The organism is Schaalia odontolytica (assembly GCF_031191545.1).
Taxonomy (GTDB): Bacteria; Actinomycetota; Actinomycetes; order Actinomycetales; family Actinomycetaceae; genus Pauljensenia; species Pauljensenia odontolytica.
Map to the genome: position 1 here is coordinate 606,094 of NZ_CP133472.1, position 26,870 is coordinate 632,963.

General features: G+C 66.8%; 19 protein-coding genes. 5 read left to right on the forward strand and 14 right to left on the reverse strand.

Features of this window, described 5'->3' with window-relative positions; translation table 11 throughout:
* Nucleotides 1–327: 327 nt before the first annotated feature.
* From RDV55_RS02670 to RDV55_RS02685, 4 genes are all read right to left on the reverse strand, one after another.
* Nucleotides 328–3,117, reverse strand: coding sequence for a UvrD-helicase domain-containing protein (locus tag RDV55_RS02670; protein ID WP_111822656.1), 2,790 nt, complete (start codon nt 3,115–3,117; stop codon nt 328–330).
* Between the two features lie 137 nt (nt 3,118–3,254).
* A complete protein-coding gene (locus tag RDV55_RS02675; protein ID WP_111822655.1) occupies nt 3,255–4,745 on the reverse strand; it encodes a DUF1846 domain-containing protein in 1,491 nt (496 codons plus the stop codon).
* A gap of 133 nt (nt 4,746–4,878) precedes the next feature.
* A complete protein-coding gene (locus RDV55_RS02680; protein WP_111822654.1) occupies nt 4,879–5,529 on the reverse strand; it encodes a LuxR C-terminal-related transcriptional regulator in 651 nt (216 codons plus the stop codon).
* Nucleotides 5,526–6,716, reverse strand: a complete 1,191-nt coding sequence (locus tag RDV55_RS02685) for an ATP-binding protein (protein ID WP_111823108.1) — start codon at nt 6,714–6,716, stop codon at nt 5,526–5,528. The genes RDV55_RS02680 and RDV55_RS02685 overlap by 4 nt, the downstream gene beginning before the upstream one ends.
* Before the next feature lie 258 nt (nt 6,717–6,974).
* Here RDV55_RS02685 and RDV55_RS02690 point away from each other — a divergent pair, with 258 nt between their 5' ends.
* Both RDV55_RS02690 and RDV55_RS02695 read left to right on the forward strand, forming a co-directional pair.
* Nucleotides 6,975–8,726: a PspC domain-containing protein gene (locus RDV55_RS02690; protein ID WP_165835817.1), complete on the forward strand. Its 1,752-nt coding sequence runs from the start codon at nt 6,975–6,977 to the stop codon at nt 8,724–8,726.
* A 15-nt stretch (nt 8,727–8,741) separates the two neighbouring features.
* A complete protein-coding gene (locus RDV55_RS02695) occupies nt 8,742–9,461 on the forward strand; it encodes a hypothetical protein (RefSeq protein WP_111822652.1) in 720 nt (239 codons plus the stop codon).
* 78 nt (nt 9,462–9,539) lie between these two features.
* Here the strand turns inward: RDV55_RS02695 and ptsP are convergent, their stop codons facing one another.
* Nucleotides 9,540–11,222 carry a phosphoenolpyruvate--protein phosphotransferase gene (gene ptsP / locus RDV55_RS02700; protein WP_111822651.1) on the reverse strand — a complete coding sequence of 561 codons (1,683 nt, stop codon included), beginning with the start codon at nt 11,220–11,222 and terminating at the stop codon, nt 9,540–9,542.
* A 4-nt stretch (nt 11,223–11,226) separates the two neighbouring features.
* Complete coding sequence (locus RDV55_RS02705) at nt 11,227–11,493, reverse strand: HPr family phosphocarrier protein (protein ID WP_111822650.1); 267 nt, start codon at nt 11,491–11,493, stop codon at nt 11,227–11,229.
* A 280-nt stretch (nt 11,494–11,773) separates the two neighbouring features.
* On the opposite strand from RDV55_RS02705, the gene RDV55_RS02710 reads away from it, so the two are divergent.
* Nucleotides 11,774–12,799, forward strand: a complete 1,026-nt coding sequence (locus RDV55_RS02710) for a LacI family DNA-binding transcriptional regulator (RefSeq protein ID WP_111822649.1) — start codon at nt 11,774–11,776, stop codon at nt 12,797–12,799.
* A 1,199-nt stretch (nt 12,800–13,998) separates the two neighbouring features.
* On the opposite strand, the gene RDV55_RS02715 is transcribed toward RDV55_RS02710, so the two are convergent.
* The 3 genes from RDV55_RS02715 to metG form a co-directional block, all read right to left on the reverse strand.
* Nucleotides 13,999–16,017: a PTS sucrose transporter subunit IIABC gene (locus tag RDV55_RS02715; protein WP_111822648.1), complete on the reverse strand. Its 2,019-nt coding sequence runs from the start codon at nt 16,015–16,017 to the stop codon at nt 13,999–14,001.
* A 210-nt stretch (nt 16,018–16,227) separates the two neighbouring features.
* Nucleotides 16,228–17,694 (reverse strand): glycoside hydrolase family 32 protein, encoded by a 1,467-nt coding sequence (locus RDV55_RS02720; protein ID WP_111822647.1) that lies wholly within the window; start codon nt 17,692–17,694, stop codon nt 16,228–16,230.
* Nucleotides 17,695–17,817: 123 nt separating this feature from the next.
* Nucleotides 17,818–19,659, reverse strand: coding sequence for a methionine--tRNA ligase (gene metG, locus RDV55_RS02725; RefSeq protein WP_111822646.1), 1,842 nt, complete (start codon nt 19,657–19,659; stop codon nt 17,818–17,820).
* Nucleotides 19,660–19,790: 131 nt separating this feature from the next.
* Here metG and RDV55_RS02730 point away from each other — a divergent pair, with 131 nt between their 5' ends.
* Complete coding sequence (locus RDV55_RS02730) at nt 19,791–20,348, forward strand: isochorismatase family protein (RefSeq protein WP_111822645.1); 558 nt, start codon at nt 19,791–19,793, stop codon at nt 20,346–20,348.
* An 18-nt stretch (nt 20,349–20,366) separates the two neighbouring features.
* Here the strand turns inward: RDV55_RS02730 and rsmI are convergent, their stop codons facing one another.
* From rsmI to RDV55_RS02755, 5 genes are read right to left on the reverse strand one after another with little or no spacing between them, the layout of a single operon-like run.
* Nucleotides 20,367–21,278: a 16S rRNA (cytidine(1402)-2'-O)-methyltransferase gene (rsmI, locus tag RDV55_RS02735; RefSeq protein WP_111822644.1), complete on the reverse strand. Its 912-nt coding sequence runs from the start codon at nt 21,276–21,278 to the stop codon at nt 20,367–20,369.
* A 12-nt stretch (nt 21,279–21,290) separates the two neighbouring features.
* The gene (locus RDV55_RS02740; protein WP_111822643.1) at nt 21,291–22,148 is read right to left on the reverse strand and encodes a metal ABC transporter permease; all 858 of its coding nucleotides are present in this window, start codon (nt 22,146–22,148) and stop codon (nt 21,291–21,293) included.
* Nucleotides 22,145–23,023: a metal ABC transporter permease gene (locus RDV55_RS02745; protein WP_111822642.1), complete on the reverse strand. Its 879-nt coding sequence runs from the start codon at nt 23,021–23,023 to the stop codon at nt 22,145–22,147. Before RDV55_RS02745 ends, RDV55_RS02740 begins: the two co-directional genes overlap by 4 nt.
* A complete protein-coding gene (locus tag RDV55_RS02750) occupies nt 23,020–23,736 on the reverse strand; it encodes a metal ABC transporter ATP-binding protein (RefSeq protein ID WP_111822641.1) in 717 nt (238 codons plus the stop codon). The genes RDV55_RS02745 and RDV55_RS02750 overlap by 4 nt, the downstream gene beginning before the upstream one ends.
* Nucleotides 23,736–24,881 (reverse strand): metal ABC transporter substrate-binding protein, encoded by a 1,146-nt coding sequence (locus RDV55_RS02755; RefSeq protein WP_111822640.1) that lies wholly within the window; start codon nt 24,879–24,881, stop codon nt 23,736–23,738. The genes RDV55_RS02750 and RDV55_RS02755 overlap by 1 nt, the downstream gene beginning before the upstream one ends.
* Nucleotides 24,882–25,031: 150 nt before the next feature.
* Between RDV55_RS02755 and RDV55_RS02760 the strand changes: the two genes are divergently transcribed.
* Nucleotides 25,032–26,732, forward strand: a complete 1,701-nt coding sequence (locus RDV55_RS02760; protein WP_309187985.1) for a dolichyl-phosphate-mannose--protein mannosyltransferase — start codon at nt 25,032–25,034, stop codon at nt 26,730–26,732.
* Nucleotides 26,733–26,870: the final 138 nt, after the last annotated feature.

Here is a 26,870-nt window from a genome sequence, read left to right on the forward strand (position 1 = left end):
GGCACAGGTTCCGGCGAGCGATGGCAGGGCAGGCCTCGTGATCGACCAATCGGGGCGAAGGTCGCGCGTGGCGATCTCGCGGGCAGGACACCGCCCACCGACACAACCAGCAGCACAACGACGCGCCCCACGCGCTCGCCGTCGCGGTCGGGACACCGCCTACCAGCACAACCAGCGGTCCCGTTGTCGCACTCCCGCATCATGACGTACGAGCGAGCCATCTCCTACCGGCACAACCAGCAGCCCGGCGCGACAAGACAAGCAACACGATCCCCGGATATGAGGCGCGGCACAAGCCACGCGACGCCGAAAAACCAGCGGGAAAAGCTAGGAAATCTTCTCCATCGGTGCCATGCGCACAAGCAGGCGCTTCTCGCCCAGGCCGAAACGGATTCGGGCCACGGTGCGCGGCCCCTCGCCTTCGATGCCGGTGACGGTGCCTGCACCCAGGGTGGCGTGCTTGATGCGGTCGCCGACCTTGAGGGACAGCAGCGCCTTGTCGTCGGCGGGCTTGGCGGCAGGTGCGACACCCATGCGGGTGACCTTGCGAATGCCTGCAGTCTGTGCGGAGGCACCACCACGGCCGGACCCGAAGGCACCCGTGTCGGTATCGCCCCACGGGTCGCGCCCATCGGAGCGACGAGAGCGCCCGTAGGATCCCGAAGCGTACGATCCGGAGCCATAGGAGGCGCGCATGCGCTCCCCCGACGTGGCCGCACGGCGCACGTCGAGAAGCTCAGCGGGAATGTCATCAATGAATCGCGAGGGCGGCATCTCCTGGGGCGTTCCCCACGCGCTGCGGACGGCGGCACGCGTCAGGTAGAGGCGTTCGCGCGCACGTGTGATAGCCACGTACGCCAGGCGACGTTCCTCCTCCAACTCACTCTCGTCCCCCAGGCTGCGCTGATGCGGGAAGGTGCCGTCTTCCATTCCGGTGACGAACACGGACGGGAATTCCAGGCCCTTCGCGGTGTGTACGGTCATGAGGGTGACCTGCCCACCGCGCTCCCCCTCTGCGGGCACCTGGTCCGAGTCCGCCACGAGAGCGACGCGCTCGAGGAAGTCCGCGAGAGTTCCGCCGGGAGCGTCGGCCGCGAAGGCTCCGGCGACCGAGTGCAGTTCCGCGAGGTTTTCCACGCGCGAAGCATCCTGCGGGTCTTCGCTGCGGCGCAGCTCCGCGAGGTAGCCGGTCCGGTCCAGGACCTCTTCAAGGATGTCGGCCTGCGATGCGCCGCGCGCCTCCGCGGCGCGCAGAGTTTCGATGAGCCCCCAGAAGGAGGCCGCCGACTTCGCGGCGCGCGGGGTGATACCCAGGACCTCGGGAGCGTTCTCGGTCGATACCGCGGACGAGGCCGGGGCAGGAGCACTCTGAGCAGCAGCGTCGCTCACAACCGTGTCCTCCCCCGCTGTTTCATCCGAGGAAACCCGGGCAGAGGACTCAACGGAAGCCTCGTCCGTGCAACGAGCGAGCGTATCGACGTCGATGCCCTCCCCCTCACCGGCGGGGCTTCCTGCGCGCAGCCACAGGTGGCGCAGGGCGGCACCAAAGGAGATGCCGTAATGGGCGGCGTGCGCCGCGATGGCCTCCTCGGCCTTGGCACCGATGCCTCGCTTAGGAACGTTGAGGACGCGGCGAGCCGCAACCGTATCATCGGGGTTGGAGATGACCTGCAGGTACGCCAGCGCGTCCTTGATTTCGCGGCGCTCGTAGAAGCGCGTACCGCCGACGACGCGGTACGGGATGCCCTGGCGCACGAGGAGTTCCTCGAGTGCGCGGGACTGGGCGTTCGTGCGATAGAAGACCGCGATATCGCCCCACTCAACGCCCGTATCAGCGAGGCGGTCGATCTCACCGACGACGAAGCGAGCCTCGTCGTGCTCGGAATCGGCGGCGTCCAACGTAATGAGCGCACCATCGCCCGAGGCCGTCCACAGGTTCTTCGCGCGGCGCCCCGTGTTGCGGGCGATGACAGCGTTCGCGGCCGACAGGATGTTCTGCGTCGAGCGATAGTTCTGCTCAAGCAGGATAGTGCGCGCGCCCGTGAAGTCGCGCTCGAACTCCTCGATGTTACGGATCGTGGCGCCACGGAAGGCGTAGATCGACTGGTCGGAGTCGCCCACGACGGTCAGCTCGGCGGGTTGCACGCCGTCCTTGCCGTCCCCCACGAGGGCACGTACAAGCACATACTGGGCGTGGTTGGTGTCCTGGTACTCGTCCACGAGGATGTGGCGGAAGCGGCGGTGATAGTGCTCGGCAATCAGCGGGTTCTCACGCAGCAGATCGACGGTGCGCATGATGAGGTCGTCGAAGTCCAGCGCGTTCGAGGCGCGCATGCGCTTGTCGTACTCGACGTAGGCGTCGGCGACGATGCGAGAGACGGGGTCTTTGCCAGCCGTCTCGGCGTAACGCTTCGGGCCGATAAGCTCGTTCTTCGCGTCCGAAATGCGCGCCGCCACCATCTTCGGGGTGAAGCGCTTGATGTCGACGTCCATGGCCTTGAGGACCATCTGGATGAGGCGCTGGGAGTCCTGGGCGTCGTAGATCGTGAAGGACGAGGACAGCCCCGCCGCCTCATGCTCGTAGCGCAGCAGGCGCACGCACGCCGAGTGGAAGGTCGACACCCACATGCGGCGCGCATCGTCGCCCACGAGGGCACCCGCTCGCTCGCGCATCTCGGCCGCCGCCTTGTTCGTGAAGGTGATCGCCAGAATCTCGCCCGCCCGTGCGCGGCCCGTGGCCAGCAGGTAGGCGATGCGGTGCGTGAGCACGCGCGTCTTGCCGGAGCCTGCGCCCGCCAGGATGAGCAGGGGCGAACCCGCGTGCGTCACCGCCTCGCGCTGACGATCGTTAAGGCCACGCGTGAGCGACTCGGGATCCACGACCGGGCGAGATGCCCGCTCCCAGCCGGACGACAAGCCGCCCGAGGGTGCGGGAGGCTCCCACGCCGACGGAGCACCCGACGCTCCGCCGGGTACCGCGATATCCGGCCACGTGTCGGCACCCAGGGCGTCCTCCACATCAAAGGCGGGCACCTCCGGTGGCACGTAGTCGTCCTGGAAACCCCCGTCGGGGCCGATCAGGAAACCAAGGTCGGGCAAAGAAGTCGAGTCACTCATCGTCTCCAAGGGTAAACCGCCCCACCCACACCTGCGACCCCCGTCCCGGGTGGCGCCAACCACGAAAGGGCGCACACGACGAGGCCGGGGCCTCCCCGCGATGGAACGCGAAGGACACCCCGGCCTCGTCGAAGAGATTACTTCTTGCGGTACAGCGACTTCGTGGCGTACACCGGCTCCGTCGTCACCTGGATGCCCAGGGACCGGAAGATGCCCTCGTCCACGGGGCCCAGGATGACCGACTCGTGCACGTCGCAGCCGCGCAGCGAGCTCAGCTTGTCCAGCGCACGGCGCGCGTTGTCGTCGCCGTTGGCGCTGACCGCGAGCGCGATGAGGACCTCGTCGGTGTGCAGGCGCGGGTTGCGCGACCCCAGGTCGTGGGTCTTGAGACGCTGGATCGGCTCGATCGACTGCGGAGCCAGGAGCTGGACCTCGTCCGGCAGGCCCGCGAGCAGCTTCAGGGCGTTGAGGAGCATCGCCGAGGAGCAGCCCAGCAGCTCCGATGTCTTACCCGTGACGATGCGTCCGTCGGGCAGTTCTATCGCGGCGGCCGGCTCGCCCGTGGCCTCGGCCAGCTCGAGGGCCGGACGCACGACCGGACGGTCCATGCGACCCACACCCACGCGGCTCATCAGCAGGGAGATGCGCGCCGACTGCACGGGCTCGCTCATCTCCTTCTTCTCGGTGACCAGGGCCTTGTAGTAGCGGCGGATGATCTCCTGGCGCGAGGCCTCCCTGCAGGCCTCGTCGTCGACGATGCAGTGGCCCGCCATGTTGACGCCCATGTCGGTTGGGCTCTTGTACGGGGAGGATCCGAGAATCTTCTCGAAGAGGCGGTTCAGGACCGGGAAGATTTCGACGTCGCGGTTGTAGTTGACCGTCTTGATCCCGTACGCCTCGAGGTGGAAGGGATCAATCATGTTGACGTCGTCGAGGTCGGCGGTGGCCGCCTCGTAGGCGATGTTGACCGGGTGATCCAGCGCAATGTTCCAGATCGGGAAGGTCTCCCACTTCGCGTACCCCGACTCGATCCCACGCTTGTGGTCGTGGTACAGCTGCGACAGGCACGTCGCCATCTTGCCGGAGCCCGGGCCGGGAGCCGTCACGACGACGAGGTTGCGGCTGGTCTCCACGTACTCGTTGGCGCCGTAGCCCTCGTCCGAGACGATGCGATCGACGTCCGAGGGGTAGCCGGGGATCGGGAAGTGGCGGTAGACGCGGATGCCGAGCTTCTCGAAACGTTCCTTGACGTCGGCGGCCGCCTTGTTGTCGTCCGTCCACTGGGTGATGACGACGGAGCCGACGTACAGGCCGCGCTCGCGCAGCTCATCGATCTGGCGCAGGACCTCGTCGTCGTAGGTGGTGCCCATGTCGGCGCGCACCTTGCGTCGCGCGAAATCCTTGGCGTTGACGGCGACGATGATCTCGACTTCGTCGGCCAGCTCGCGCAGCATACGCACCTTGTTGTCGGGCGTAAAACCGGGAAGAACGCGCGACGCGTGCATGTCGTCGATCAGTTTGCCGCCGAACTCCAGATACAGCTTGCCGCCAAACTCGCTGCGTCGTTGGGCAATGTGTCGAGACTGCATCTCGACGTACTGATCACTATCAAAACCGATGCGGTGCATGCATCCTCCGAGGTCGCGGAAATAAAGGGGCCGTCCGTGCGGGGGCGGTCAGGCGCTGTCACGCTCTCGGAATTCCATTGTAGGCACGCGCGAGCCGAACGCCAGGAGCAGGGCGCACGAAAGGGGTCCGACTTCACACGATGTGTCGCTGCATCGCCCAGCGGGTCAGCTCATTGCGGTTGGAGAGCTGGAGCTTGCGCAGGACCGCACTCACGTGGGTCTCGACGGTCTTGATGGAAATGAACAGGTCGTGGGCGACTTCCTTGTAGGTGTAGCCGCGTGCGATGAGGCGCATGACCTCCTGTTCGCGCGCGGACAGCAGGTCCAGCTCGGTGTCGGTCGCGGAGACTTCGCCGGTCCCGAAGGCGTCGAGTACGAAGCCGGCCAGGCGCGGGCTAAAGGCGGCGTCACCGGCGGCGACGCGGCCGATAGCCTCGACGAGGTCGGGGGTGGCAATCGACTTCGTGACGTATCCGCGTGCGCCCGCTCGGATGACCTGGACGACGTCCTCGGCGGCGTCCGAGACGGACAGGGCCAGGAAATGCAGTCCCTCAATATCACGGCAGGTGCTGGCGACCTCAGCGCCACCTCCGCCGTTTCCGCCGGGCAGGTGCACGTCGAGGAGGGCGACGTCCGGGGTGAGCGCGCGGCACGCTGCGATGGCGCCCTCAACGTCGGAGGCGTCTCCGACGACCTCAAGGTCGGCCCCTGAGTTTTCGAGCTCGGCGCGCACGCCTGCGCGAACCATGGGGTGGTCGTCGATGACGAGGATGCGAATGGTCACTGTGTCCTCCAGTTGGGCGCTGTTTCTTCCAGGATATCGGAGCGCGGCACGCTCAGAGCGATTTCGGTTCCAACCGCGAGACGCCTGATCGTGGCACTTCCTCCGGCTCGGCGCATGCGTCCGACGATGGAGTCGCGTACGCCGTGGCGGTCGGGCGCGATGTCCGCGGGGTCGAGGCCCGGGCCGTTGTCCTTGATGTAGGCCTCGACGACGCGGGCACGCACCTCGACGTAGACGGAGACGGGCGGGGCGCCGTGGCGCACGGCGTTTTGGCAGGCCTCGGACAGGGCGGCGACCATCGCGAGCTCGCCGGGCCCGGGGCGCATGTCGCCAACGACGACGACGCTGATGGGCACGCCGTAGCGGCTCTCGACGCCGACGACGCCTTCGGTGACGGCGGATTCGAGCGAGTCGGCGGCCTGCGAGTGGCCCGTGTAGAGCCACGCGCGCAGTTCGCGCTCCTCGGTGAGGGCGATGGCGCGCACGCGGGCGGGGTCTTCGGCGGAGGCACGGATGAGGGTGAGGGCCTGGAGCACGGAATCGTGCAGGTGAGCGGCGATGTCTGCCCTCTCGGCTTCGCGCACACGCTGGGCTTGGGCCTCGGACAGGTCCTTCGTGGTGCGCACCCACAAGGGGCCGAAGGCGAAGAGGACACCCGCGACGATGGCGACTCCTATGAGGCCTCCGCGCAGCAGGACGACGGGTGGATTGTCGCGCGACGCCTCCATGACGACGCCGAGGCTCAGCAGCGCGATACCGCCCACAACGGAACCGACAAAGCGCCAGGACCGCCAGCTTCGTACGTTGCGACTTTGGCTCCACACGAGGGAGATACCCGCAACGATCGACACGATGGCACCCATGTCGCGCCAGTCCAATGTGCTCGTCGCGTTCAAGATGGTGCCTGCGATCGCGCCACCGAGCAGGGCGACGCCGACAACAATCATGCGGTTGCGTGACACCTGGCTGGCGCGTTCCTCGCGCAGTCGGACGAGGCCGGGGCTGAGTGTCCCGTTGTCGGTTCGCTCGGGATTGTCTTCGGGGACGCTCACCCACAGCCACAGGTAGACACCGATACCGATGCCGACGACGCTCAGGCAGACGACGACGATGCGCACGAGCGCGACCGACACTCCCAGGTGCACGGCGAGACCGGAGCACACGCCGCCCATCCAGGGGGCCTGCATGTCCGGGCTCGCGACTGTCGCACGCACGAGCGGAGGCCTGGCCGGCGGGGCCGGAATGGGCGGCGTCCAACCCGGGTGCGGGGATTGTTCGGGTCTGCTCACAATCCCATTGTGGCATGTGTCGGGGCATTCTCCGGGGTACCCCCAGAACAATCAGGGGCAGTTCAGGGGGTCCCCTACTTTCGGGGGGACCCGTCACTTTGGTTGAGTAGTGGTATCGATCCGCGTCTCGTGGATCCCATCGAGAGGAAGTGGACCATGAGTTGGCCCAATGGCACATCAGACCCCAACGCCCAGTACCAGCGCCCACCCCGCCAAGGTTTCTTTGACGCGATTCGAGGCTCGGGCTGGTACCGCGCTCAGAATCGCACGATCGCCGGCGTATGCTCGGGCCTTTCGGCACGCCAGGGGTGGGATCTGACCCTCGTGCGCGTCGTCATGGTGGTTGCAACGCTGTGTATGCCCGTAGTTGCGATCGCCTACGGTCTTGCCTGGCTTCTCCTACCCGAGGCCGCCGACGGTCGCATTCATGCCGAAGAAACGCTAGAGGGACGATTCGACGTCGCAGTTATCGGTGGCGTGTTCATGGTTCTCGCCGGTCTGTCATCGGCACTGTCGTCGATCGGAATTGTCAACGGCGTGGGCTTCGGCTGGTTCCAGCTGCTCGCGTTGGCTGCTGCCATGACAGCCATCGTCGTGGTCATCGTGAGCGTTGTGCGCTCCGCTTCTCAGAGCGGCCCGCATCGACACGGCGCTCCCCCGTACGGTACCCCGCAGCATGGCGCTCCTCAGTACGGCATGCCCCAATACGGCATGCCCCAGAACCACACGACCCAGCACGGCGCGCCCCCGTACGGTGCGCCCCAGAACCACACTCCTCAGAACAAGACGTCGGCGATGGGAGCGTCCGCCCCTTTTGATCAGAGCGCTCCGGCCGCTAAGAGATCGGAGAACACGATGCACCCGCACAACAACACGCAGTCATCCCCGGGGGCCTCCTCCACCGGTGCGCCCGCAGGCCCTGCCGGCACACCCGCAGCGAACAGCCCGTCGGGTTCACCGGATGCGGCGCGAGCGTCACAGCATCACCCCGGCTGGACACCTCCACCGACCGCCCATCCCTCCCAGACCAGCGCAGGCTGGACGTCCGCAGCGAATTCGCCCCGACCTCGTCAATGGACCGCACCCGCGCTGCCGACGCACAGCCCACGCGCCGTGTCTGCTCGCGCGAACCTCGCGATTACGGGCATTGTCGTGCTCGTCTTCGCAGCCGTGTTCACCGGTTTGTACGCTGTCGGCGAGGGCGTGACGATTCCCTACATCTCCGCCGAGACACTAGACCTCACGATCGCCCGAATCATCGCGATCGGCGGCGGAGTGTGCCTCATCGTCGTCGGCCTCTCCCTGGCAATCGCCGCCCTGCGTGACCGACGCGCCGGCTGGCTTACCACCCTGTCCGTCATCGGCTTCGTCTTCGCGCTCCCAACAGCCATCATTGGCTCTCAAGGAGGCAACCCAGCCAACGTAAACTTCAATACCAACACCGGTTCCGCGAATACGCTCGACTGGACGGTTGATACCGTCAGCGGTACCGATCCGACGGCCACGACCGTCCTCGACCTGACCGGCGCTCCCGTCGGCACGACCAAGACGATCACGGTCGACTGGCGGGCGTGGAAGCGACTCACCATTCAGGTATCCGAGGGACAGCCAATACAGATCGTGTGCCAGTCCAGTATCGACACCCTGTCCACCAACATGGACGACGACGGTTGGGCGGCTGACCTGGACAACTGCTCCGGTAAGACCGTGTCGTCCCCTTCCTGGGGCAAGCCCAACCTTGGTGGCCTCACGGTACTCATCGCCGATACGGCGAGGATGGACACACTGACGATCGTTCAATCGCCCGACGCCGCTCGAAAGTGGACGTCCGCGCCGGATGCAACCCCGTCGCCCACCCCCTCCGAGACGCCGACCGACACCCCCACCAGCTCCCAGTCGGGTAACTGAGGAAGGAACACGACCATGACGCCCTCAAACGACGATAAGACCACCCAGATGCCCAGCGTCGAAGAGACGACGGCGCTGCCGACCACTCCAAACCTGGATGCAACGGTCGAGATGCCGACATCCTCTCCCGAGTCCTCCTCGGATCCCCTCGCGCTCTTCCGCGAGGCGCCAACCGCGCAGATGCCTGTCGATCCTTTTCGCTCAGACGCTGACGCTGCGAGCCCGACGGCTGCACCGGGCGCTGAAAGCACACAGGCGCAGGCCGGCTCTCCTGTGGGTTCGCTAAGGCCGGGTGGCGCCACCGCTTTCGACCCGGCTTTCACGGGCGAGCAGGCTCCGCAGGGGAACGAGGCCGGAGCGGGAACTTACTCCTCTTCTTCCTCGGGCGACTCCCCGGCTGCAGGCACCGGCCCAGTCGGTGCAACGCCAGGAACTCAGACGTGGAGCGCCCAGAACAGCTACGGCTCGACGCATCCCCTCCCGGAGGCACCCAGCAGAGGCGTGAGGGTCGGCTCTTTCATCTGGGCCATCCTGGTGTGCATGGTGGGGGTATTGCTCATCGCCGAAACGTACATCACGAGCTTCAGCCTTCCAATCCTCGGGATCAGCGCCGTCGCCGGCCTCGGCGTCATCCTGATTGTTACTGCCCTCTTCTCCGGACATTCCAACAAGAAGACGAAGGCGGGAACCGTCTCGTCGGCATCAAACCCCGCCGAATCCGCGCGCCGCGCCTGACGAGGCACCGGGCCACACGACAGCGGGCCCGGGAAGCAGTTGCTTCCCGGGCCCCTGTCGTGTGTCAGACACGTCAAATCAGAGCAGATCCAGCATCGCCGGAGCCACCAGCTTCAAGACGTTGTCGCGACCTTCCTTCGCGTTGGGCGCATCCACGGCAAACGCGGCCATCTGCTGGCAGGTCGCCAGGTCGTGCATACGCAGGGCGGCGCGCACGGCGTTGACCTTCGAGGGGGCCATCGACAGGGATGCCACACCCAGGCCGGTGAGGACCAGGGCAAGCAGCGGATCGCCGCCGGCCTCGCCGCACACGCCGATAGGCTTGCCCGTCGCACGACCACCGTTGCAGGCGTGGCGGATCATCTCCAGGACCGCGGGCTGCCACGGATCCAGGAGGGGTGCCAGGTTGCCGTCCAGACGGTCGGCAGCCATCGTGTACTGCGTCAGGTCGTTGGTACCGATGGACGCGAAGTCCACGATCGACAGGAGCTGCTCGGCTCGCAGGGCGGCCGCGGGCACCTCGATCATGATGCCGACCTTGGGCAGGCCGTAGCCGCGCGCCTTATCGGCGAACCACTTGGCTTCGTCTGCGGTCGCGACCATGGGGGCCATGACCCACAGGTCCGCACCCGTCGCCTTGTGGGCGGCGGCGAGGGCCTGCAGCTGCGTGTCGATGAGGTCCTCGCGCACCTGGCACAGGCGCAGGCCGCGCACGCCCAGGGCGGGGTTCTCCTCGGCACCCAGGTCCGCGAAGCTCAGCGGCTTATCAGCACCGGCGTCGAGCGTACGCACGACCACGCGGCGCGATCCGAAGGCCTGCAGGACCTTCGTGTACGTGTCGATCTGCTCCTCCAGCGTCGGGGCTTCCGAGCGCTCCAGGAACAGGAACTCCGTGCGGAACAGGCCCGACCCCCTCAGGTCGACCTTCGAGGACTTGAGAGCGTCGTCGACCGTGCCGATGTTGGCCAGGAGCTTGACGCGGTAGCCGTCGTAGGTCGCGCCCTCGCCGGTCGAGCCGGCCAGGGCAAGCGCACGGCGACGCGAGCGCTCCTTGAGCAGCTCCACCTCGGAATCGGTGGGGGCGACGATGACCTCGCCGACGCCCCCATCGAGGGCCAGCATCGTGCCTTCCTCGACCTCCATGATGCCCTCGGCCTTGACGATCGCGGGGATGCCCAGCTGTGCAGCCAGGATCGCCGTATGCGACGTAGGGCCGCCAACCTCGGTAATGATGCCGAGAACGGTCTCAGGATTCAGGGTCGCGGTCTCGGCGGGCGCCAGGTCCCGGGCCACGAGGACGACGGGGCCGTCGAAAGCCGGGACGCCCGGCTCGGGCAGGCCACGAAGCTCGCAGATCGCACGATCGCGCACGTCGTAGAGGTCGGTCGCGCGCTCAGCCATGTAGCCACCCAGGCCACGCAGCATCTGCGCGTAGTCCTCTACGGCGTCATGGACGGCCTGGGTCACACCGAGGCCCTTCTTGAGCTTCTTATCGACCGCCTTTGCCAGGCCGCGGTCTCCCGCGAGCTGTGCAGTGGCCTTGAGGATCGCCTTCGTCTCCTCCGGCGCATTCGCTGCTCGCTCACTCAGACGAGCAGAGACAGCTGCAAGCGCCTCCCGGACACGCGTGCCGTCGGCGGCAGCATCGACGCTGCCCGGCTCGGTCGTGTCGACGCCGGGGGCAGGCTGAACGATCGCGGCGGGGGCTGCGGCGGTACCGGCAGAGACGCCGATGCCGTGCAGGACGTCGTGCGTCGCCATTAGCTCACTCCTGATCGAGGTCACGCGAGAGCAGCTCGACGAGCGAGTCGAGCACCGCGCCCGCGGAATCATCCTCGGTAGACAGGGTCACAACGTCGCCGTGCTTGGCTCCCAGGGTCATGATCTCGAGGAGCGACGCGGCGTCGGCTTCCTCGCCGTCAAACGCGATCGTCACCTCAACGTCGGACTCTTCGACGGCCTCGGCGAGGACGGAAGCGGGGCGCGCATGGAGGCCAACGGAGGAACCAATTGCAACGGTGCGGGAAATCATGGTCGTTCCTTTCAAATCCGGGTATGTCCATCGTGAGACACAGGTGCCCGTACGGCCCATCGTATCGGTGTTACACACCCAGGCATAATCCGGTATCACGGACAGTGACATGGGATACATCACCTTAATATGTGCCAGAAAACCATCGAAAGGTCCCGTTCGATCTTCCGTTTGACGGGCGTCAAACACATAGCGTCCCAGCCTCGCCGACGTGACGGGCAGCTCATGAGAGCCCCACCAACTACACTGGAGAAGTACCGAGGAAAGGAAGGGCACGCGCATGAGTTCCCGCGAACCCACGCTGGCCGACGTCGCCGAGCTTGCCGGAGTGAGCCTGACGACGGTATCTCGGGTCCTCAACAACCGCGGCTACCTGTCGGAGAAGACAAAGAAGAACGTGGCCGACGCGATTCAGACGCTCGGATATCGGCCCAATTCCCTGGCGCGCGCCCTGCACGGCAAGCGCACGCAGACCGTAGGCCTGATCGTGCCCGCCGTTTCCCTGCCGTTCTTCGGCGAGCTGGCCGTCGAGGTCGAGAACGCACTGGCCGAGGCCGGGTACCGGATCCTCATCTGCAATTCCATGGGGCGCGCGGACCGCGAGCGCGAGTATCTGTCGCTTCTCGTGGGAAACCGCGTCGACGGAATCATTTCAGGTGCCCATAACGAGGGCCTGGACGAGTACGACACGATCCGTATGCCGCTCGTGACGATCGACCGCGAGCTGAGTCCGTCCGTCCCGAACGTGCGCTGCGCGAACGAGGAGGCGGGCGCGATGGCGACTCGCGCTCTCATCGAGGGCGGGTGCTCTCATCCTCTCCTGCTCACGTCCCGTTCGGGCCCGCGTAACCTGCGCGAGGCAGGCTACCGTGCCGAGGTCGAGCGAGCGGGGCTCACCCCTCGCATCGTCACCGTCCCCTTCGACACTCCGACCCCGCAGCGCTTCGCGATGGTGCGCAACGCTCTGGATGAGGCGCGCGCAGCCTCTCCCGTGGATGGCGTTTTTGCGACCGACGACCTGGCGGCCGCCGAGGTCCTCGAGTGGGCACGCACCCACAGCCTATCGGTCCCCACTGATCTGTCTATCATCGGCTTTGACGGGACGGAAACGATGCGACGCGCCCTCCCCCACCTGGCGACGATCCGTCAGCCCATCGCAGAGATCGCCCAGGCCGCGGTGTCCATCCTCCTCGATCAGATCGAAGGCAAGGCTCCACGTTCCTCCTCCGACGAGGCCGGGGCAGCACCCGCTCAGACGGTGGAGTTCCCGGGCATGCTGATTCCGGGGCGTTCCCTGGCCCTGTAGCAGTACCTTGCGGCGGGGCTTCCTGCGAGCGCCAACAGCACTATCCCTGCAAGGGCGTGCGGCGTGTTGCTGTAGGGGCGTGCAGCGTGTGGTGGAGCCGGTCGACATCGTTTGCGGCGGGCATGCCTCGTGTCCCGGTAAGGGCGTGCAGCGCGAGATACCGGCTGCGACCGAGTCAGACGTTGACACCGCGAGGGGGCTGCGACAAGATGCCAATGGGGTTCGCGGCCATCGCCGCATTGACGTTGACACCGCGTGGGGCCTGCGACAAGATGCCAACGGATTGAGGAACGGGGCAACCTGCGGCCCCGCTAAGGAGCCCCTGGGCGCGTTCGCTCGCAACTCTTAAGGCAGGCACCGGGCAGGCGGTGTCCGACGGAGAGGCCCTAGGAACGTTCGCAAACAAGCCGTTCACACGCGGATAGGTTACCGGCTTGCGGATAGGTTATCGGCTTGCGGATAGGTTATTAACCTATCCGCATCGTCATAACCTATCCGTATGCTCGCAACCTATCCGCAAGCGAGCGCCTACGGACACTTCGGCTGCTCTTCTCGCACGTTAACCCGTTGAGTGGAGCGTGGGCCCCTCAATACGCACGTTAACCCGTTGAGTGGAGCGTGGGCAGGGGTGCCCACGCTCCACCTATAGGGCCCAGGTGCGCATCAACGGGCCAACACCCCACCCCAACGGCCCAGCTCACGCGTTCGTTCATGTCCACGGGGTGCCTCACCCCACCGATCAATACTGGCAGCCGCGACTCCACAGATTTCGCAAGCAATTCTCGCTCGCCGCACGCGCGAAACCCACAGAAACCTCGAAATACCGGCGTTCTGCTGTCACTTCCTGCAACTAACGCAGGTGCATCGCATGCGGTATTGGTAGGAAATCAGGCGCAACGGCCATGGGCTTGGACTCCCCACGACCCTCAAACACCGGCATCTCCGCCACAACCCAACGCCCCGGTGCACCACACTCTCAGCAACCCAACCTCACCCCAACGCCCCCGAGCAACCAGCCCCGACATCACCCACTCACGCGTTCGCGAACGCTGGCGCACCACGGCTCAATCACCCAGCCCAACACCCCCAAGCAACCCACCCCACCTCGGCGCAACAAGCCACGAGAAGCAAAAGGGTGGGCGGCACCGCCATGCGATGGTGCCGCCCACCCATTGGGTCAGGAATGGCTCGCGGAAGGCTCAGGCCTCCTTGCGGGCCACGTCGAGCAGCGCGTCTCCGCGCTGGATCTGACCACTCGCAACCGGGGTGATCGCGCCGAGCTTCTTCTTGTTCGTTACGACGACGGGCGTGATGGTGTCGTAGCCGGCCTCGCGGATTACGTCGAGGTCCACCTCGGCAAGGACGTCGCCGCGGCGCACGACATCGCCCTTGGCGACGCGGGGTGTGAAGCCCTTGCCTTCGAGTTTGACGGTATCCATGCCGACGTGGATCAGGACCTGGACTCCGGAGGCGGACTTGAGGCCGTAGGCATGGCCGGTCGGGAAGGCGACGGTCACGGTGCCGTCAAAGGGCGCGACGACGAGGCCGTCAGCGGGCTCGATGCCGATGCCGGGGCCGAGCATCCCCTGAGCGAAGGACTCGTCCTTGACCTGCTCGAGCGGAACCACGGTGCCCGCGAGAGGCGAGGCGACCGAGAGGTCAGCCAGCGCCTCGTCGCTGAAGGACGTGGCCGGGTCGGCAGCCGGGGCAGCGGCAGGAGCAGCCACGGGCGCGGCAGCGGGGGCGGCCACGGCGGCGGCCACGGGAGCGGCAGCCTTGGCGGCGGGCGCACGGCCATCCATGTCGGCCTTGCCGCGCGTCATGGCGTAGGCGAAGGTGAAGCCGAAGGAGAGGACGAAGACGAGCAGTTCGAGGCCGATGTATGCGGGGATCGACTTGGGGATGATCGACACGAAACCGACGAAGCCGGCGGCCCCGAGCGCCTGACCGCGCACGTTCAGCAGCGCGACGCCCGCAGAGCCGATGGCAGCAGCGGCCATGGCGCAGAAGAAGGGCCAGCGCAGGCGCAGGTTGACGCCGAAGATCGCGGGCTCGGTGATGCCGAAGACGGCGGACGCGCCACCGGCACCGGCAAGGCCCTTGAGCTTGGCGTCCTTCGTCTTCACGAAGACGGCGAGGGCGGCCGCGCCCTGCGCGACGTTCGCCATGGAGGCAACGGGGAAGATGAAGTCGCCGACGCCACCGTTCACGGGCAGCAGCGGGATTTCGATGGCCGGGAAGGACTGGTGCAGACCGGTCACAACGACCGGGCTGTAGACGAGGCCGAAGAGCAGACCGCCGAAAACGCCGAGCGTCGTGTACGTCCAGTTGATGCCCCAGGTCAGGTACTCGGCGGCCACGCGGGTGATGGGGCCGATGATCGTGAAGGCCAGGAAGCCGGTGACCAGCATCGTGATGAGCGGGGTGAGCAGGAAGTCCGCGGTGCCCTTGAGGACCTTGTGCAGGCTCTTCTCAATGAGGCACATGACGTAGGTGACGGCCAGGGTCGGGATAACCTGCGCCTGGTAGCCGATCTTGGCGACGTCCATGCCGAAGATGTGCCAGTAACTAACCTGTGCCTCACCGGCGAGCGCCGCGCCCGTATTCCAGGCATTGAGCAGGTCGGAGGAAACCATGGCCGCGCCGATCGCGGCACCCAGGTAGACGTTGCCGCCGAAACGCTTCGCAGCGGAGAAGCCGACGAGGACCGGCAGCGAGGCGAAGGCCGCGGAGGAGACCATGTTGATCAGGGCCGCGTAGTCGGCGATCGCCGGGTACATGGCGGTCAGGGGCTGCTCGCCGAACAGGCCCTCGGCCGTCATGACGTTGTTGATGGCCATCATCAGACCGCCGGCGACAAGGGCCGGGAGGATCGGGACGAAGATGTCGGCAATCATCTTGATGAAGCGCGAGAAGAGGTTTCCGCCCTTTTCGGCTTCTTCCTTGGCCTCGTCCTTGGAGACCTCACGTACGCCATGGTTCGCGACCATGTTGGCGTAGACCTGGTCGACATCGCCGGGACCGACGATGATCTGGAACATGCCGCCGGCGGCGAATGTGCCCTTCAGATCTTCATTGTCATCGAGGGCCTGCTGGTTGATCTTGGACTCGTCCGCGATCACCAGGCGGAGACGGGTTGCGCAGTGTGCTGCTGCGCTGATGTTGGATGCGCCGCCGACTGCTTCGACGACCTCTCCTGCCACCTTGGCGTGATCCATTGCCGACCACATTCCTTTCTCAAAACCCCACGCGCAACGCCATTGTTACGCCGCGCTGGGCGGTGTGTAGCAATCGATTGACATGCTACGGGCGAAAGAGGCGCGGACGCAAGGCGCGGGAGGCATAATCTCAGGTCAGCGACTGAGAGACCGCACACATGCGACGAGGCCGTGGTCGCCTGGGCAGCCACGGCCTCGCTATCGGGTCGCTCAGTCGGCGCGCACGGCGCTCACCTTCGTCACGGAAGCGCCACCCGTGAGCGTGACTCCGGCCCCCTCGCCGAGCAGGAAGCTGCGCGTGGTGAAGACGCGCGAGCCGTCGCCCAGGTAGATCTCGGTGATGGAACGGTCGTGGAGGATCTCGACGCGCCCAGCCTCGCCCGGGTCGAGGGTAACGACGCGGTGCCCGCCGTGGGGGTAGCGCGTGCCGGTCAGGTCGACGGTAAGGCGACCCTCTTCAAGAGTGATCGCCAGGCCCGATTCCTCGCCAATATTCACGGACAGAGCTCCCTCGTAGGAGGCATCGAAGGCGAGGCGCCACGAGCGCGACCCGGCTAGCTCGGCGACGCTCGCCCCGGCCTCGTCCCCGGGCTCGCCATCGAGGGTTGCGGGCGCGAGCACCAGACCCGGCAGGTACGGGCGGGCGATAACGCGGCCGTTGCGCAGGCTCAGCGCGCGCGGGGCGGTGAAGCAGTGTACCCAGCCGCCGGTGCCGATCGAGGGCTGGTCGTCCTCGCTGGCATTGCCGGCCCAGCCCAGGAGGATGGTGGGAGCATCCGGGGAGGATGAGGCGGAGCGGGCCATGATCTGGGGCGCGTAGAACTCGGTGCCTCGGTCGAGCTCCTCGAAGGAGCCGGAGGCGCCACGGAACTCGGTGCCCACGAGCTGACCGACGATGGCCACGCACGGGAAGATGTTCTCGAAGCCCTCGCGCTGCGGCGAGACCCCCTGCGGGCAGAAGATGAGCACGTCGTGGGCGTCCCCCGTTGCCTCATCGACGAGGCGCACGAGGTTGGGGCATTCCCACATGTAGCCGAAGGCGTCGAAGGTGCCGCCGGCGTCCGGGAAGGTCATCTCCCCCTCGCACTCCCAGGCGCGCAGGTCGGTCGAGCGGTAGAGCAGGGCAGCGCCGGTGAGGTTCTCGCGCTGGACACCGAGCAGCATCCGGTAGGAGCCGTCCATGTCGCGCCAGACCTGCGGGTCGCGGAAGTGGGCCGTGTAGCCTTCAGGCTGGCGAGAGATGACCGGGGGCACCTGCTTGTCAAAGTGCTCCATGTCTGTCGTGGTGACGACGCACTGGGTGGCCTCCCTCTCCCCCGTCTCCGCATCCTTGTAGTTGCCGGTGTACCACAGCTCAACGCGCTCGCCGACCTCGATCGCGGTGCCCGAGTAGGCGCCGTTGGCGTCCTGGTGGGTGTCGGGCAGGATCGCGGGCGCATGGTAGTTCCAGTGTGTCAGGTCGGCGGAGGAAGCGTGGCCCCAGTAGACGAGCCGGCGAGGATGCTCGGGCGTGTACTGGAAGAATGCGTGAAAGGTGCCCCCGACCTCGATGAGGCCGTTGGGATCGTTCAGGCGGCCCACCGGAGGGGCCACGTGAAAGAGGGGATAGTCGGGATCTTGCAGGGCGCGCGACGAGGCCTCGGCGGCGAGGGCTGACGCGAGAAAATCTTCGGCCATGACCTCACGGTAACACCCCGGGACAGAGGAGCGCGCGGGCGGGACACGTTCATCCCACCCGCGCGCTGTCAAACGTTCGTCACATTTGTGACAAAGCCCGACGTATCAAGGGAAAAGCACGGATCATGCGCCGGTCACGTCGTCGGGGCGAGCGTCCGCGTAGCGGGCAAGCTCTTCCTCGACGATGGACTCGTCCAGCTTGACGAACACCGGGGTCGGCTTGGCGATCGGGGTGCCCGCGGTGATCGCGTGGCGCTCCCAGGTTGGCACCTTCGTGTAGTCGCCGGTGATGATCGGGTAACCGTCGCGGCCCTCGAAGTCGGCGGGCAGGACCTGCGGGTCGAGCTCCTCAACGTCCTCGATACGAGGCATGGGCGCGATCTCGCCGGTGCCGCCCATGACGCGGTCGATGTCGTTGGCGGCGTGGGGCAGGAACGGGGAGAGCATGAGGTTTAGGTCCGCGACCGCCTGGGCCAGGGTCCACAGGACCGTCGCGAGGCGCTCGCGCTGCTCGGGGGCCTTGAGCTTGAAGGGCTCGGTGTCGGTCACGTACTTGTTGGCCTCGCCGACCAGGCGCATGGCCTCGGATAGCGCCGCCTTCTGTCGGTGGTGGCGAATCAGGTTACCGACGGTGGCGAAGCCGGCCTCGACGGCGTCCAGGAGGGCGCGGTCGATGTCCTCGAGTTCACCGGGGGTGGGGATCTCACCGAACTTCTTGGCGATCATGGAGGCCGTGCGGTTGACCAGGTTGCCCCACCCGGCGACGAGCTCGCCGTTGGTGCGGCGCACGAACTCGGCCCACGTGAAGTCGGAGTCCGAGGTCTCGGGGCCGGCCGCGCTGATGAAGTAGCGCAGGGCGTCAGCCTGGTAGCGGGACAGGAAGTCGCGCACGTAGATGACGATGCCGTGCGAGGATGAGAACTTCTTCCCCTCCATGGTGAGGAACTCGGAGGAGACGACCTCGGTGGGCAGGTTGAGGACGCCCAGGTCACCGGGGGCGCCGCCCTTTGCTCCCTGGCCGTTGTAGCCGAGCATTTCGGCGGGCCAGATCTGGGAGTGGAAAACGATGTTGTCCTTGCCCATGAAGTAGTAGGACAGGGCGCCCGGGTCATTCCACCACTTGCGCCACGCCTCGGGGTCGCCGGTGCGGCGCGCCCACTCGATAGAGGCGCTCAGGTAGCCGATGACGGCGTCGAACCACACGTACAGGCGCTTGGTGGGCTGGTCCTCCCAGCCGGGGATCGGGATACCCCAGTCGATGTCGCGCGTCATCGCACGGGGACGGATGTCCTCGAGGAAGTTCTGGGAGAACTTGATGACGTTGGGGCGCCAGGTGCCGGACTTCTCGCGCTCATCGAGCCAGGCGGACAGGGCCTCGGCCAGGGCGGGCAGGTCGAGGAAGTAGTGGGTGGACTCCACGAAGTTGGGGGTTTCGCCGTTGATGCGCGAGTGCGGGTTGATGAGCTCGGTCGGGTCCATCTGGTTGCCGCAGTTGTCGCACTGGTCGCCGCGCGCTCCTTCGGCGCCACAGATCGGGCAGGTGCCCTCGATGTAGCGGTCGGGCAGGGTGCGGCCGGTGGACGGGGAGATAGCGGCCCGCGTGACCTGCTCGATCATGTAGCCGTTGTCGCGCACGGTGGCGAACATGTCCTGGACGACGCGGTAGTGGTTGCCGGCGGTCGTGCGGGTGAAGAGGTCGTAGGACAGGCCCAAGGCCACGAGGTCCTCGACGATGAGGCGGTTGTTGCGGTCTGCGAGTTCGCGGGCGCTCACGCCCGCACCGTCGGCGGCCACCAGGATGGGGGTGCCGTGTTCATCGGTGCCGGACACCATGAGGACGTCGTGTCCGGCCATTCGCATGTACCGGGAGAAAACGTCGGAGGGGACACCAAATCCCGCAACGTGGCCAATATGACGGGGGCCGTTGGCGTAGGGCCATGCGACGGCGGACAGAATACGACTCATAGCCCCTAACAATACTGCCTGGTAGTCACAAACGGGGAACTGGCCGCAGACCGATGTATCAAGACAGCTCTACCACGGGCGCTGGCACGGGTGATACGCTTGAGAAAATACTGATTTATCAGGGAGGTTTCATGGCCCGCGCACTCATTATTGTCGACGTTCAGCCCACGTTCTGCGAAGGGGGTGCCCTGCCGGTGACGGGCGGTAACGCCATCGCCGAGGCCGTGGCCGCCTACGTGGACGCGCACCGCGACGAGTACCAGCTGATCGTCACCACGCAGGATTGGCACATCGATCCGGGCGCTCACTTCTCCGAGACGCCGGATTTCGTGGATACGTGGCCGCCGCACGGCGTCGCGGGGACGGCCGAGGCCGAGCTGCACCCGGCGCTCGCCCACGTGAACGCGGACGTGACGATTAAGAAGGGCCAGTACGAGGCCGCCTACTCGGGTTTCGAGGGCACGACGGAGGACGGGGCCACGCTGCTGGAGGCCCTGCGCGCTGCCGGCATCACGGACGTCGACGTCGTGGGCCTCGCCGAGTCGCACTGCGTCGCATGCACCGCGGTGGACGCCGCACGGGCGGACTTCAAGACCCGAGTCCTGGGCAAGCTGACGGCTCCCGTAACCGCTGAGTTGGGCGCGTCGGCCCGTCAGTGGATGACGTCGGAGCGCGTCGAGATCGTCTGAGGCGCCCCGGCCTCGTCTTTAGCGCGCGGCGAGTGCGGCCTTGTAGAGGTCGTTCTTGCGCGCGCCCGTCGCCGCGGCCACCTCGGCTGCGGCGTCCTTGAGGCGCATACCTTCCGCCGCGAGCGCGAGGACGGCACCGACATGGTCTTCGGCGCGTCCGCTTCGCGCGTATCCGGCGACAACGATCGTCACCTCGCCGAGGACGTCGTCGGCACCCGCCGCGAGCTTACCGAGCGTGCCGCGGCGAACCTCCTCGTAGTCCTTCGTGAGTTCGCGACACAGCGCGGCGGCCCGGTCAGCACCAAAGACCTCGGCCATGCGCGTCAGCGTTGCGGCCGCGCGCCGGGGGGACTCGAAGAAGATGAGCGTGTGTGGGTCGGTAGCTAGGTCCTGCAGGTAGCGCGTGGCCTCCCCGTCCTTGCGCGGCAGGAACCCCTCGAAGGCGAAGCGGTCGGAGGGCAGGCCGGATAGGGCGAGGGCGACGAGCGGCGCGGAGGGGCCGGGCAGCACAGACAGGGGAACGCCCGCGTCGATGGCGGCGCGTGCCAGTCGGAAGCCCGGGTCGGAGACCGTGGGCATGCCCGCGTCGGAGACGAAGACGACGCGCGCCCCTCCCCTGGCGGCCTCGACGATGCCCGCGGCTTTTTCGGCCTCGTTGTGGTCGTGCAGGGCGATGAGGCGACCCCCCAGCTTGATGCCCAGGCGGGAGGCCAGGGCGAGCGCGCGGCGGGTGTCTTCGGCGGCGACGATGTCCGCCCCTTCGAGCGCGGCGACGACGCGGGGCGACGCGTCACGCACATCCCCGATCGGGGTGGCTGCCAGCAGGATGGTTCCCGCCGCCTGCCGGTAGTCTTCGGTCGCGCACCCCTCGTGAGGCGTCGAGGTCGAGCCGGGCTCGGGGGCATTGGTCGTGTCGGTCGCTGCTTCCATGCCCGTATCGTCTCATTCGCCGCCTGCGCGCGCACGGCGCGTCCGTCCCGAGCACGCCAGCCAGTGGGGAAGGCGCGAAACCAGGACGCATGCGGCGCACAGGAGTGCGATGGTTCCGCCGGCGCTGAGCCGCGCGGGCACGGCGATCGCCAAGCCAGCCAGGCCGACGAGGGCACCGAGGAGGGGGCAGGCGATGAGGAAGGCGCGCGAGCTGCGCACGAGGGGCGCGAGGGCAGCCGCTGGAGCTGCGATGAGGGCGATGGACAGGATCGTGCCGACCGCGGGGATTGCCACGGTCACCGACGCGAGGATGAGCCCGAGGATGATGAGTTCGTGTCGCCCGGCCCGAGCGGCTGCCGCCGGGTTGGCGGGGTCGAAGCAGTGGGCGATCAGGTGACGCCCACCCAGCGCCACGACGACGAGCGCGACCAAGAGAACAGCGCCCGCCCAGGCGACGTCCGCCGGAGAGACCGTCATGACGGAACCGGTGAGGAAGGAATTGACCGCAAGGGGCAGGGGCTTGAACCAGGTCGCTAAGAAGTATCCGGAGGCAAATCCCGCGGTCAGCACGATACCCGCGGCACCCTGGCTGGAGACGCCGGGGATCCTCGCGAGCCAGCGCATGAGGGCGACGAGGGGGATGGTCCCAAGGAAGGCCCCCACGTACAGAGCGGCCGACATGCCCGAGTGCCCCAGGCCGAAGGCCGCGGCAATGACGACGCCGAGGACCGCGCCCGGGAAGGTCCCGTGCGTGACTGATTCGGCGAAGAAGATGCGCCGGTCCAGGTAGGCAAAGGCTCCGACGAGGCCGCCGAGGGCTCCGATGATCGTCACGTGGAGCACTGGATACAGGAGGAGGTTGGCGATCACTGCTGCTCCCCTCCTCCAGCGGCGCTCGTTTCACGAGCTGTTTCACACGCGTCCGGCCTCGGACGCGCGCGGCGGGCGCGGATCTCGCGGAGCACGCAGGCACCAGCGAAACAGACGAGGACCCCCATGGCCACGCAGGCCTGCGGGGAGAGCGGACGCGGCGCGCGCAGGAGGGAGACGCCGAAACCGGCCCATCCACCGACAAGCGCGCAGGCGCCAGCAAGGAGCACCATCGACCGAGGCCCTGCGGCGAGAAGGCGCCCGAAAGCCCCGGGCACGATGAGGTATCCGACGACGAGGAGGACGCCGACCGCCGTGGAGGCCGCGACCACGATCGCGCCGAGCGCCGCATTGAACACGACGTCAATCCAGGTGACCGGGATTCCGCTCACGCGGGAAGCCTCGCGGTCGAAGGCCACGGCGACCTGCGCGCGCCAGGTGAGCGCGAGCAGGGCGGCGGCGACCACGAGCACCACGGCGCTCGTGCCCATGCGCGACGGGGTGATATCCAAGAGCCGTCCGAACATGAGGGATTCGAGCTGACCGGACATGTCCCCGATGCGCAGGGAGATCACGATGCCGAGGGAAAAGAAGGCGGTCAGCAGGACGGCGGTCGTCGCCTCGGAGTGGCGGGGCTTACGAGAGGCTGCGGTCAAGGCAGCCGCCACGAGGGCCGCGCACACTGCTCCTCCGGGAATGATGGCGTCGCGCCCGCCCACGGCCATGCCCACCACGATGCCGGGGAAGACGCCGTGCACCATGGTTTCGGCGCTAAACTCGGCGCGGCGCAGGTTGACGAGCGTCGAGGCTGGTCCCACCGCGAGCGCCAGCAGGCCCAGGACGATGATCGGGCGCAGCAGGTAGGGGGCGATCATGACAGGGCCGCAATCGCCTCGTCGGCGCTCGCCCCGTAGGCACGCGCCAGGATGTCGGGCGCCAGGGCCTCGCCAGTGGGCCCCAGGGCGATGAGGCGGGAGGCGAGCACGCACGCCTGGGAGCACACGTCGCGCGCGAGGGACAGGTCGTGCGTGGATACGATGACGCCGATGCCGTCGGCCGTCAGATCGGCGATGAGGCCCGTGATGATGTCTCGGCTGGGCGCGTCGAGGCCGTTAAAGGGTTCGTCCATCATGACCAGATCGGGGCGCGCGACGAGGGCACGCGCGACGAGGACACGCTGGCGCTGTCCGCCGCTGAGCGTCCCGAAGCGGTGGGAAGCCCGGTCTGACAGGTTGACGCGCTCGAGGGCGGCACCCACCCGCGCGCGCTTTTCTGCGGTGATGCGCCTACCCCAGCCGACCTCGGCGACCAGTCCCATGGTGACGACCTCGGCGGCGCTGACGGGGAAGGTGAGGTCCAGGTCTGCGCTCTGGGGCACGAGGCCGATGCGCTCGGCCTCGACCTCGACGCTGCCGGACAGGAGGGAGCAGCCGCCGGCGATGCCGCGCATGAGGGTGGTCTTGCCGCCGCCGTTGGGTCCGACAAGGGCGAGGGCCTGGCCCCCGAACACGTCGAGGGTCAGGCCGGTCAACGCCGGGGTATGTGCATACCCCAACGCCGCGTCCCGGAAGGAGACGAGTCGCGCCATCACTGATCCTTCAGGCGCTCGGGCAGGTCCGGGACGGTGCCGCCCCACGCCTGTGTCACGGCGCGCACGTTGTGGACGATCGAGCCGACGTAAGTCGCCCCCTCAGACCCATCGGGGCCTAGCGAGTCACCGTACATGGCGTCCTCACCCACGATGGGGGTCACGCCGGCCGCGCGGGCGATCGCCTCGATGGACTTAGAGTTGTTGGAGTTTTCGGCGAAGAGCGCGACCGCACCGGACTCCTTGACGGCGGCGACGGCCTCGGCGATGTGGTCGGCGGTAGCGTCCTGCTGCTCATTGAAGTCGGACAGGGCCGCGCCGATGAAGCGAATGCCGTAGTCCTTAGAGAAATAGCCGAATGCGTCGTGAGAGGTGAAGAGCACGCGCTGGCCCGCAGGAACGGTCTCGATGGCCTCGGCGGTCCACTGATCGAGAGCGTCGATGTCCTCCAGGTACGAGGCCGTGGCCGCGTTGATCGACGAGGCTGCGTCCGGCACCGCGGCGGCGAGGCCTGCTCCGAGGTTGGCAACCTGGACGTGGGCACCCTTGGGCGAGGTCCACACGTGCGGATCGAAGCGGAACTCGGGTTCTTCGTCCGCTTCTTCCGGCGGGAAGGGCCACGGGGCGACGTTCACGCGCTCTCCGCCGCGGTCGATCGTGTAGGCCACCTCAGGGTCGGGTGTGCCCGGGTTGTCGATGTCGGCGGCGGTCAGGACGCCCGAGGTGACGACCATGCGCCCCTTGAAACCCGAGGAGGCGACAGCATCGTCGAGGAAGTGTTCGAGGTCGACGCCGGAAACAGCCATGACGTCGGCCTCTGAGAGCGCCTTGGTCTGGGCGGGGGTCATCTCATGCTCGTGCGCGGAGGCGTTGGGGGCGAGCAGGCACGTGAGGCTCATGGTCAGGGCGGCCCCCTCAGGGGCGGCGCCCACGTGTGTGCTCTGCCCTGAGGCATCGGTCTTGTCGAGGGAGATATCGGTCGACCGAGCCGCAATCTGGGTGACGTAGTCGCAGATCTGAGTCGTCGTGGCGACGACCGCGAGGCCGTGTGACGACGAAGAGGGAGAGCAGGCGGCCAGCGAGGCGATCGCCATGGTCAGCCCCGAAGCAGCTGCTAAGCCGCGCCTAGTCAAAGAAAACATCATGACTCCTAATATATTTTCGGGTACGCGAAAATTATAGGTGGAGGAGAGAATAATTCTCAAGATGAGCCCCCCTGCACATTCTCCCTTCGGTTGCGAGCAAACGTGCGGCGCATCCCTTTCAGTGCGACACGGCCGCTAGACTCGGATGCGATGGATACAGCGACTGCACACTGCGACACGATCAACGAGGCCACGGACACCCTCGAGCAGGGGACGGCGACCGTGACCTCCGCCGAGGAAGGTGCCAAGACCTCGCCTCCCCCGCCCGCCGCCGGATGGACACGGCGCCTGAACACTCCTGCGGCCGGATGGGTGGCGACCCTGATCGCGACGATCATCGCGGCAGCCATTCGACTGCCCGGCCTCGACAACGTCCGAACACTGATCTTCGACGAGACCTACTACGTGAAGGACGCCTGGTCTCTCCTTACCTTCGGCTACGAGGGCACATGGGCAAAGGACGTCGATACCGCGTTCGCCAGCGGCGACACATCCGGCCTGTCGGCAGTAGGCGGATACCCTGTCCACCCACCGACAGGCAAGTGGCTCATCGCCCTGGGCATGAAACTCTTCGGACAGGCGGACCCCGTGGGGTGGCGTATCGCTGCGGCTATCTGCGGCATCATCACGGTTATTCTCTTGTGCCGCCTGGCCCAAAACCTCTTCCACACACCGGCGCTCACGCTCCTCGCAGGCCTATTCCTGGCGACCGACGGCATGGCGATCGTCATGAGCCGGACCTCGATCCTGGACGGCTTCCTCACCATGTTCGCACTGGCAGCATTCCTGTGCGTCGTGAAGGATCAGCAGGTGTCCCGGCCGAGGCTCGAGGCCAAGCTGTCCGAGTGGGAAGGCCTGGGCACCCCCAGGCGCGGATGGGACGACGCCCGCGAGTATTTCGCCCGGCGTGAGCACCGCCCCTATGCGATTGGCCCCAACGCTGGGAATCGCCCCTGGCTTTTCGCCGCTGGCCTCTGCGCCGGCCTCGCCTGTTCCGTAAAGTGGTCCGGAATCTACGCTCTCGCCTTCCTCGGTCTCTTTGTCGCGCTGCGCGAGGTCACTTGCCGCTGGAAAGCCGGACACCCCGCCCCCATCCGCGGAGCACTTCTTGCGGACATTTGGTGGGCTTTCTCCCTTATGGTTCCAACTGCGATCCTCACGTACATCGCTTCGTGGTTCGGATGGTTCGCACACCCTAGCGCCCACGGACATGGCCGCTCCGGAATCCGCGGCTTTGCCGGATCACTGGCAGACCTATGGCTGTACCACAAGGAGATGTGGGCATTCCATAACAACTTGAGCACCCCGCACACCTACCAGTCCAGCCCCTACACCTGGCTAGCACAGTACCGCGCAACCTCCTTCCACTGGGCGAACGGAGCGGAGATCACAGGGTGTGCATCCGAAAAGTGCGTGACGGACATCGTCGCCCTCGGCAACCCACTCCTATGGTGGATCGGAATCGGCGCGCTCGCACTCGTCCTGTGGACAACGCTTCGTTACTTTAATTGGCGCACGGGTGTCATCGCGCTGGGATACATCGCCCTGTATGCACCGTGGCTCGCGTACGCGCATCGGACGATCTTCACGTTCTACACCGTCGTCTTCGCACCATTCGTCGCGCTTGCCGTGGCATGGATGATCGGGCTTGTGGCGGGCTGGGTAAGCGCCGACGGGTGCCCACTTGCCGCCCCCCTCCCCCGACGCACCGAGCTGATGGGCTGGACACTCGCCGCAGTCCTGACGATTCTGATCCTCGCGTGCGCCGCATACTTCATGCCTCTGTGGCGCGCGGACGTCGTCGACTACAGCTTCTGGCGCTCTCACATGTGGCTGCCCTCGTGGATCTAAGCGGGACGCGCAACTAATCGGTATGGGTGTGGCCCGGCAGTTTCCTGCCGGGCCACACCCATGAACCTTGACATCCGCTCAGTCGGGGATACCGGTCGCACGAGGCATGGGTACCGCACCGCAATGTAGAGACGCCAC

Bases quoted from the DNA above. Each gene is read 5' to 3' on its own strand.
- RDV55_RS02720 (WP_111822647.1), bottom strand. From the start codon at position 17,694: ATGGCCGAAGATTTTCTCGCGTCAGCCCTCGCCGCCGAGGCCTCGTCG.
- RDV55_RS02685 (WP_111823108.1), bottom strand. From the start codon at position 6,716: ATGCAGGCCCCCTGGATGGGCGGCGTGTGCTCCGGTCTCGCCGTGCAC.
- RDV55_RS02710 (WP_111822649.1), top strand. From the start codon at position 11,774: ATGAGTTCCCGCGAACCCACGCTGGCCGACGTCGCCGAGCTTGCCGGA.
- ptsP (WP_111822651.1), bottom strand. From the start codon at position 11,222: ATGGCGACGCACGACGTCCTGCACGGCATCGGCGTCTCTGCCGGTACC.
- RDV55_RS02690 (WP_165835817.1), top strand. From the start codon at position 6,975: ATGAGTTGGCCCAATGGCACATCAGACCCCAACGCCCAGTACCAGCGC.
- RDV55_RS02705 (WP_111822650.1), bottom strand. From the start codon at position 11,493: ATGATTTCCCGCACCGTTGCAATTGGTTCCTCCGTTGGCCTCCATGCG.
- RDV55_RS02670 (WP_111822656.1), bottom strand. From the start codon at position 3,117: ATGAGTGACTCGACTTCTTTGCCCGACCTTGGTTTCCTGATCGGCCCC.
- RDV55_RS02760 (WP_309187985.1), top strand. From the start codon at position 25,032: ATGGATACAGCGACTGCACACTGCGACACGATCAACGAGGCCACGGAC.
- metG (WP_111822646.1), bottom strand. From the start codon at position 19,659: ATGAGTCGTATTCTGTCCGCCGTCGCATGGCCCTACGCCAACGGCCCC.
- RDV55_RS02675 (WP_111822655.1), bottom strand. From the start codon at position 4,745: ATGCACCGCATCGGTTTTGATAGTGATCAGTACGTCGAGATGCAGTCT.
- RDV55_RS02730 (WP_111822645.1), top strand. From the start codon at position 19,791: ATGGCCCGCGCACTCATTATTGTCGACGTTCAGCCCACGTTCTGCGAA.
- RDV55_RS02715 (WP_111822648.1), bottom strand. From the start codon at position 16,017: ATGGATCACGCCAAGGTGGCAGGAGAGGTCGTCGAAGCAGTCGGCGGC.
- rsmI (WP_111822644.1), bottom strand. From the start codon at position 21,278: ATGGAAGCAGCGACCGACACGACCAATGCCCCCGAGCCCGGCTCGACC.
- RDV55_RS02695 (WP_111822652.1), top strand. From the start codon at position 8,742: ATGACGCCCTCAAACGACGATAAGACCACCCAGATGCCCAGCGTCGAA.
- RDV55_RS02745 (WP_111822642.1), bottom strand. From the start codon at position 23,023: ATGATCGCCCCCTACCTGCTGCGCCCGATCATCGTCCTGGGCCTGCTG.
- RDV55_RS02750 (WP_111822641.1), bottom strand. From the start codon at position 23,736: ATGGCGCGACTCGTCTCCTTCCGGGACGCGGCGTTGGGGTATGCACAT.
- RDV55_RS02755 (WP_111822640.1), bottom strand. From the start codon at position 24,881: ATGATGTTTTCTTTGACTAGGCGCGGCTTAGCAGCTGCTTCGGGGCTG.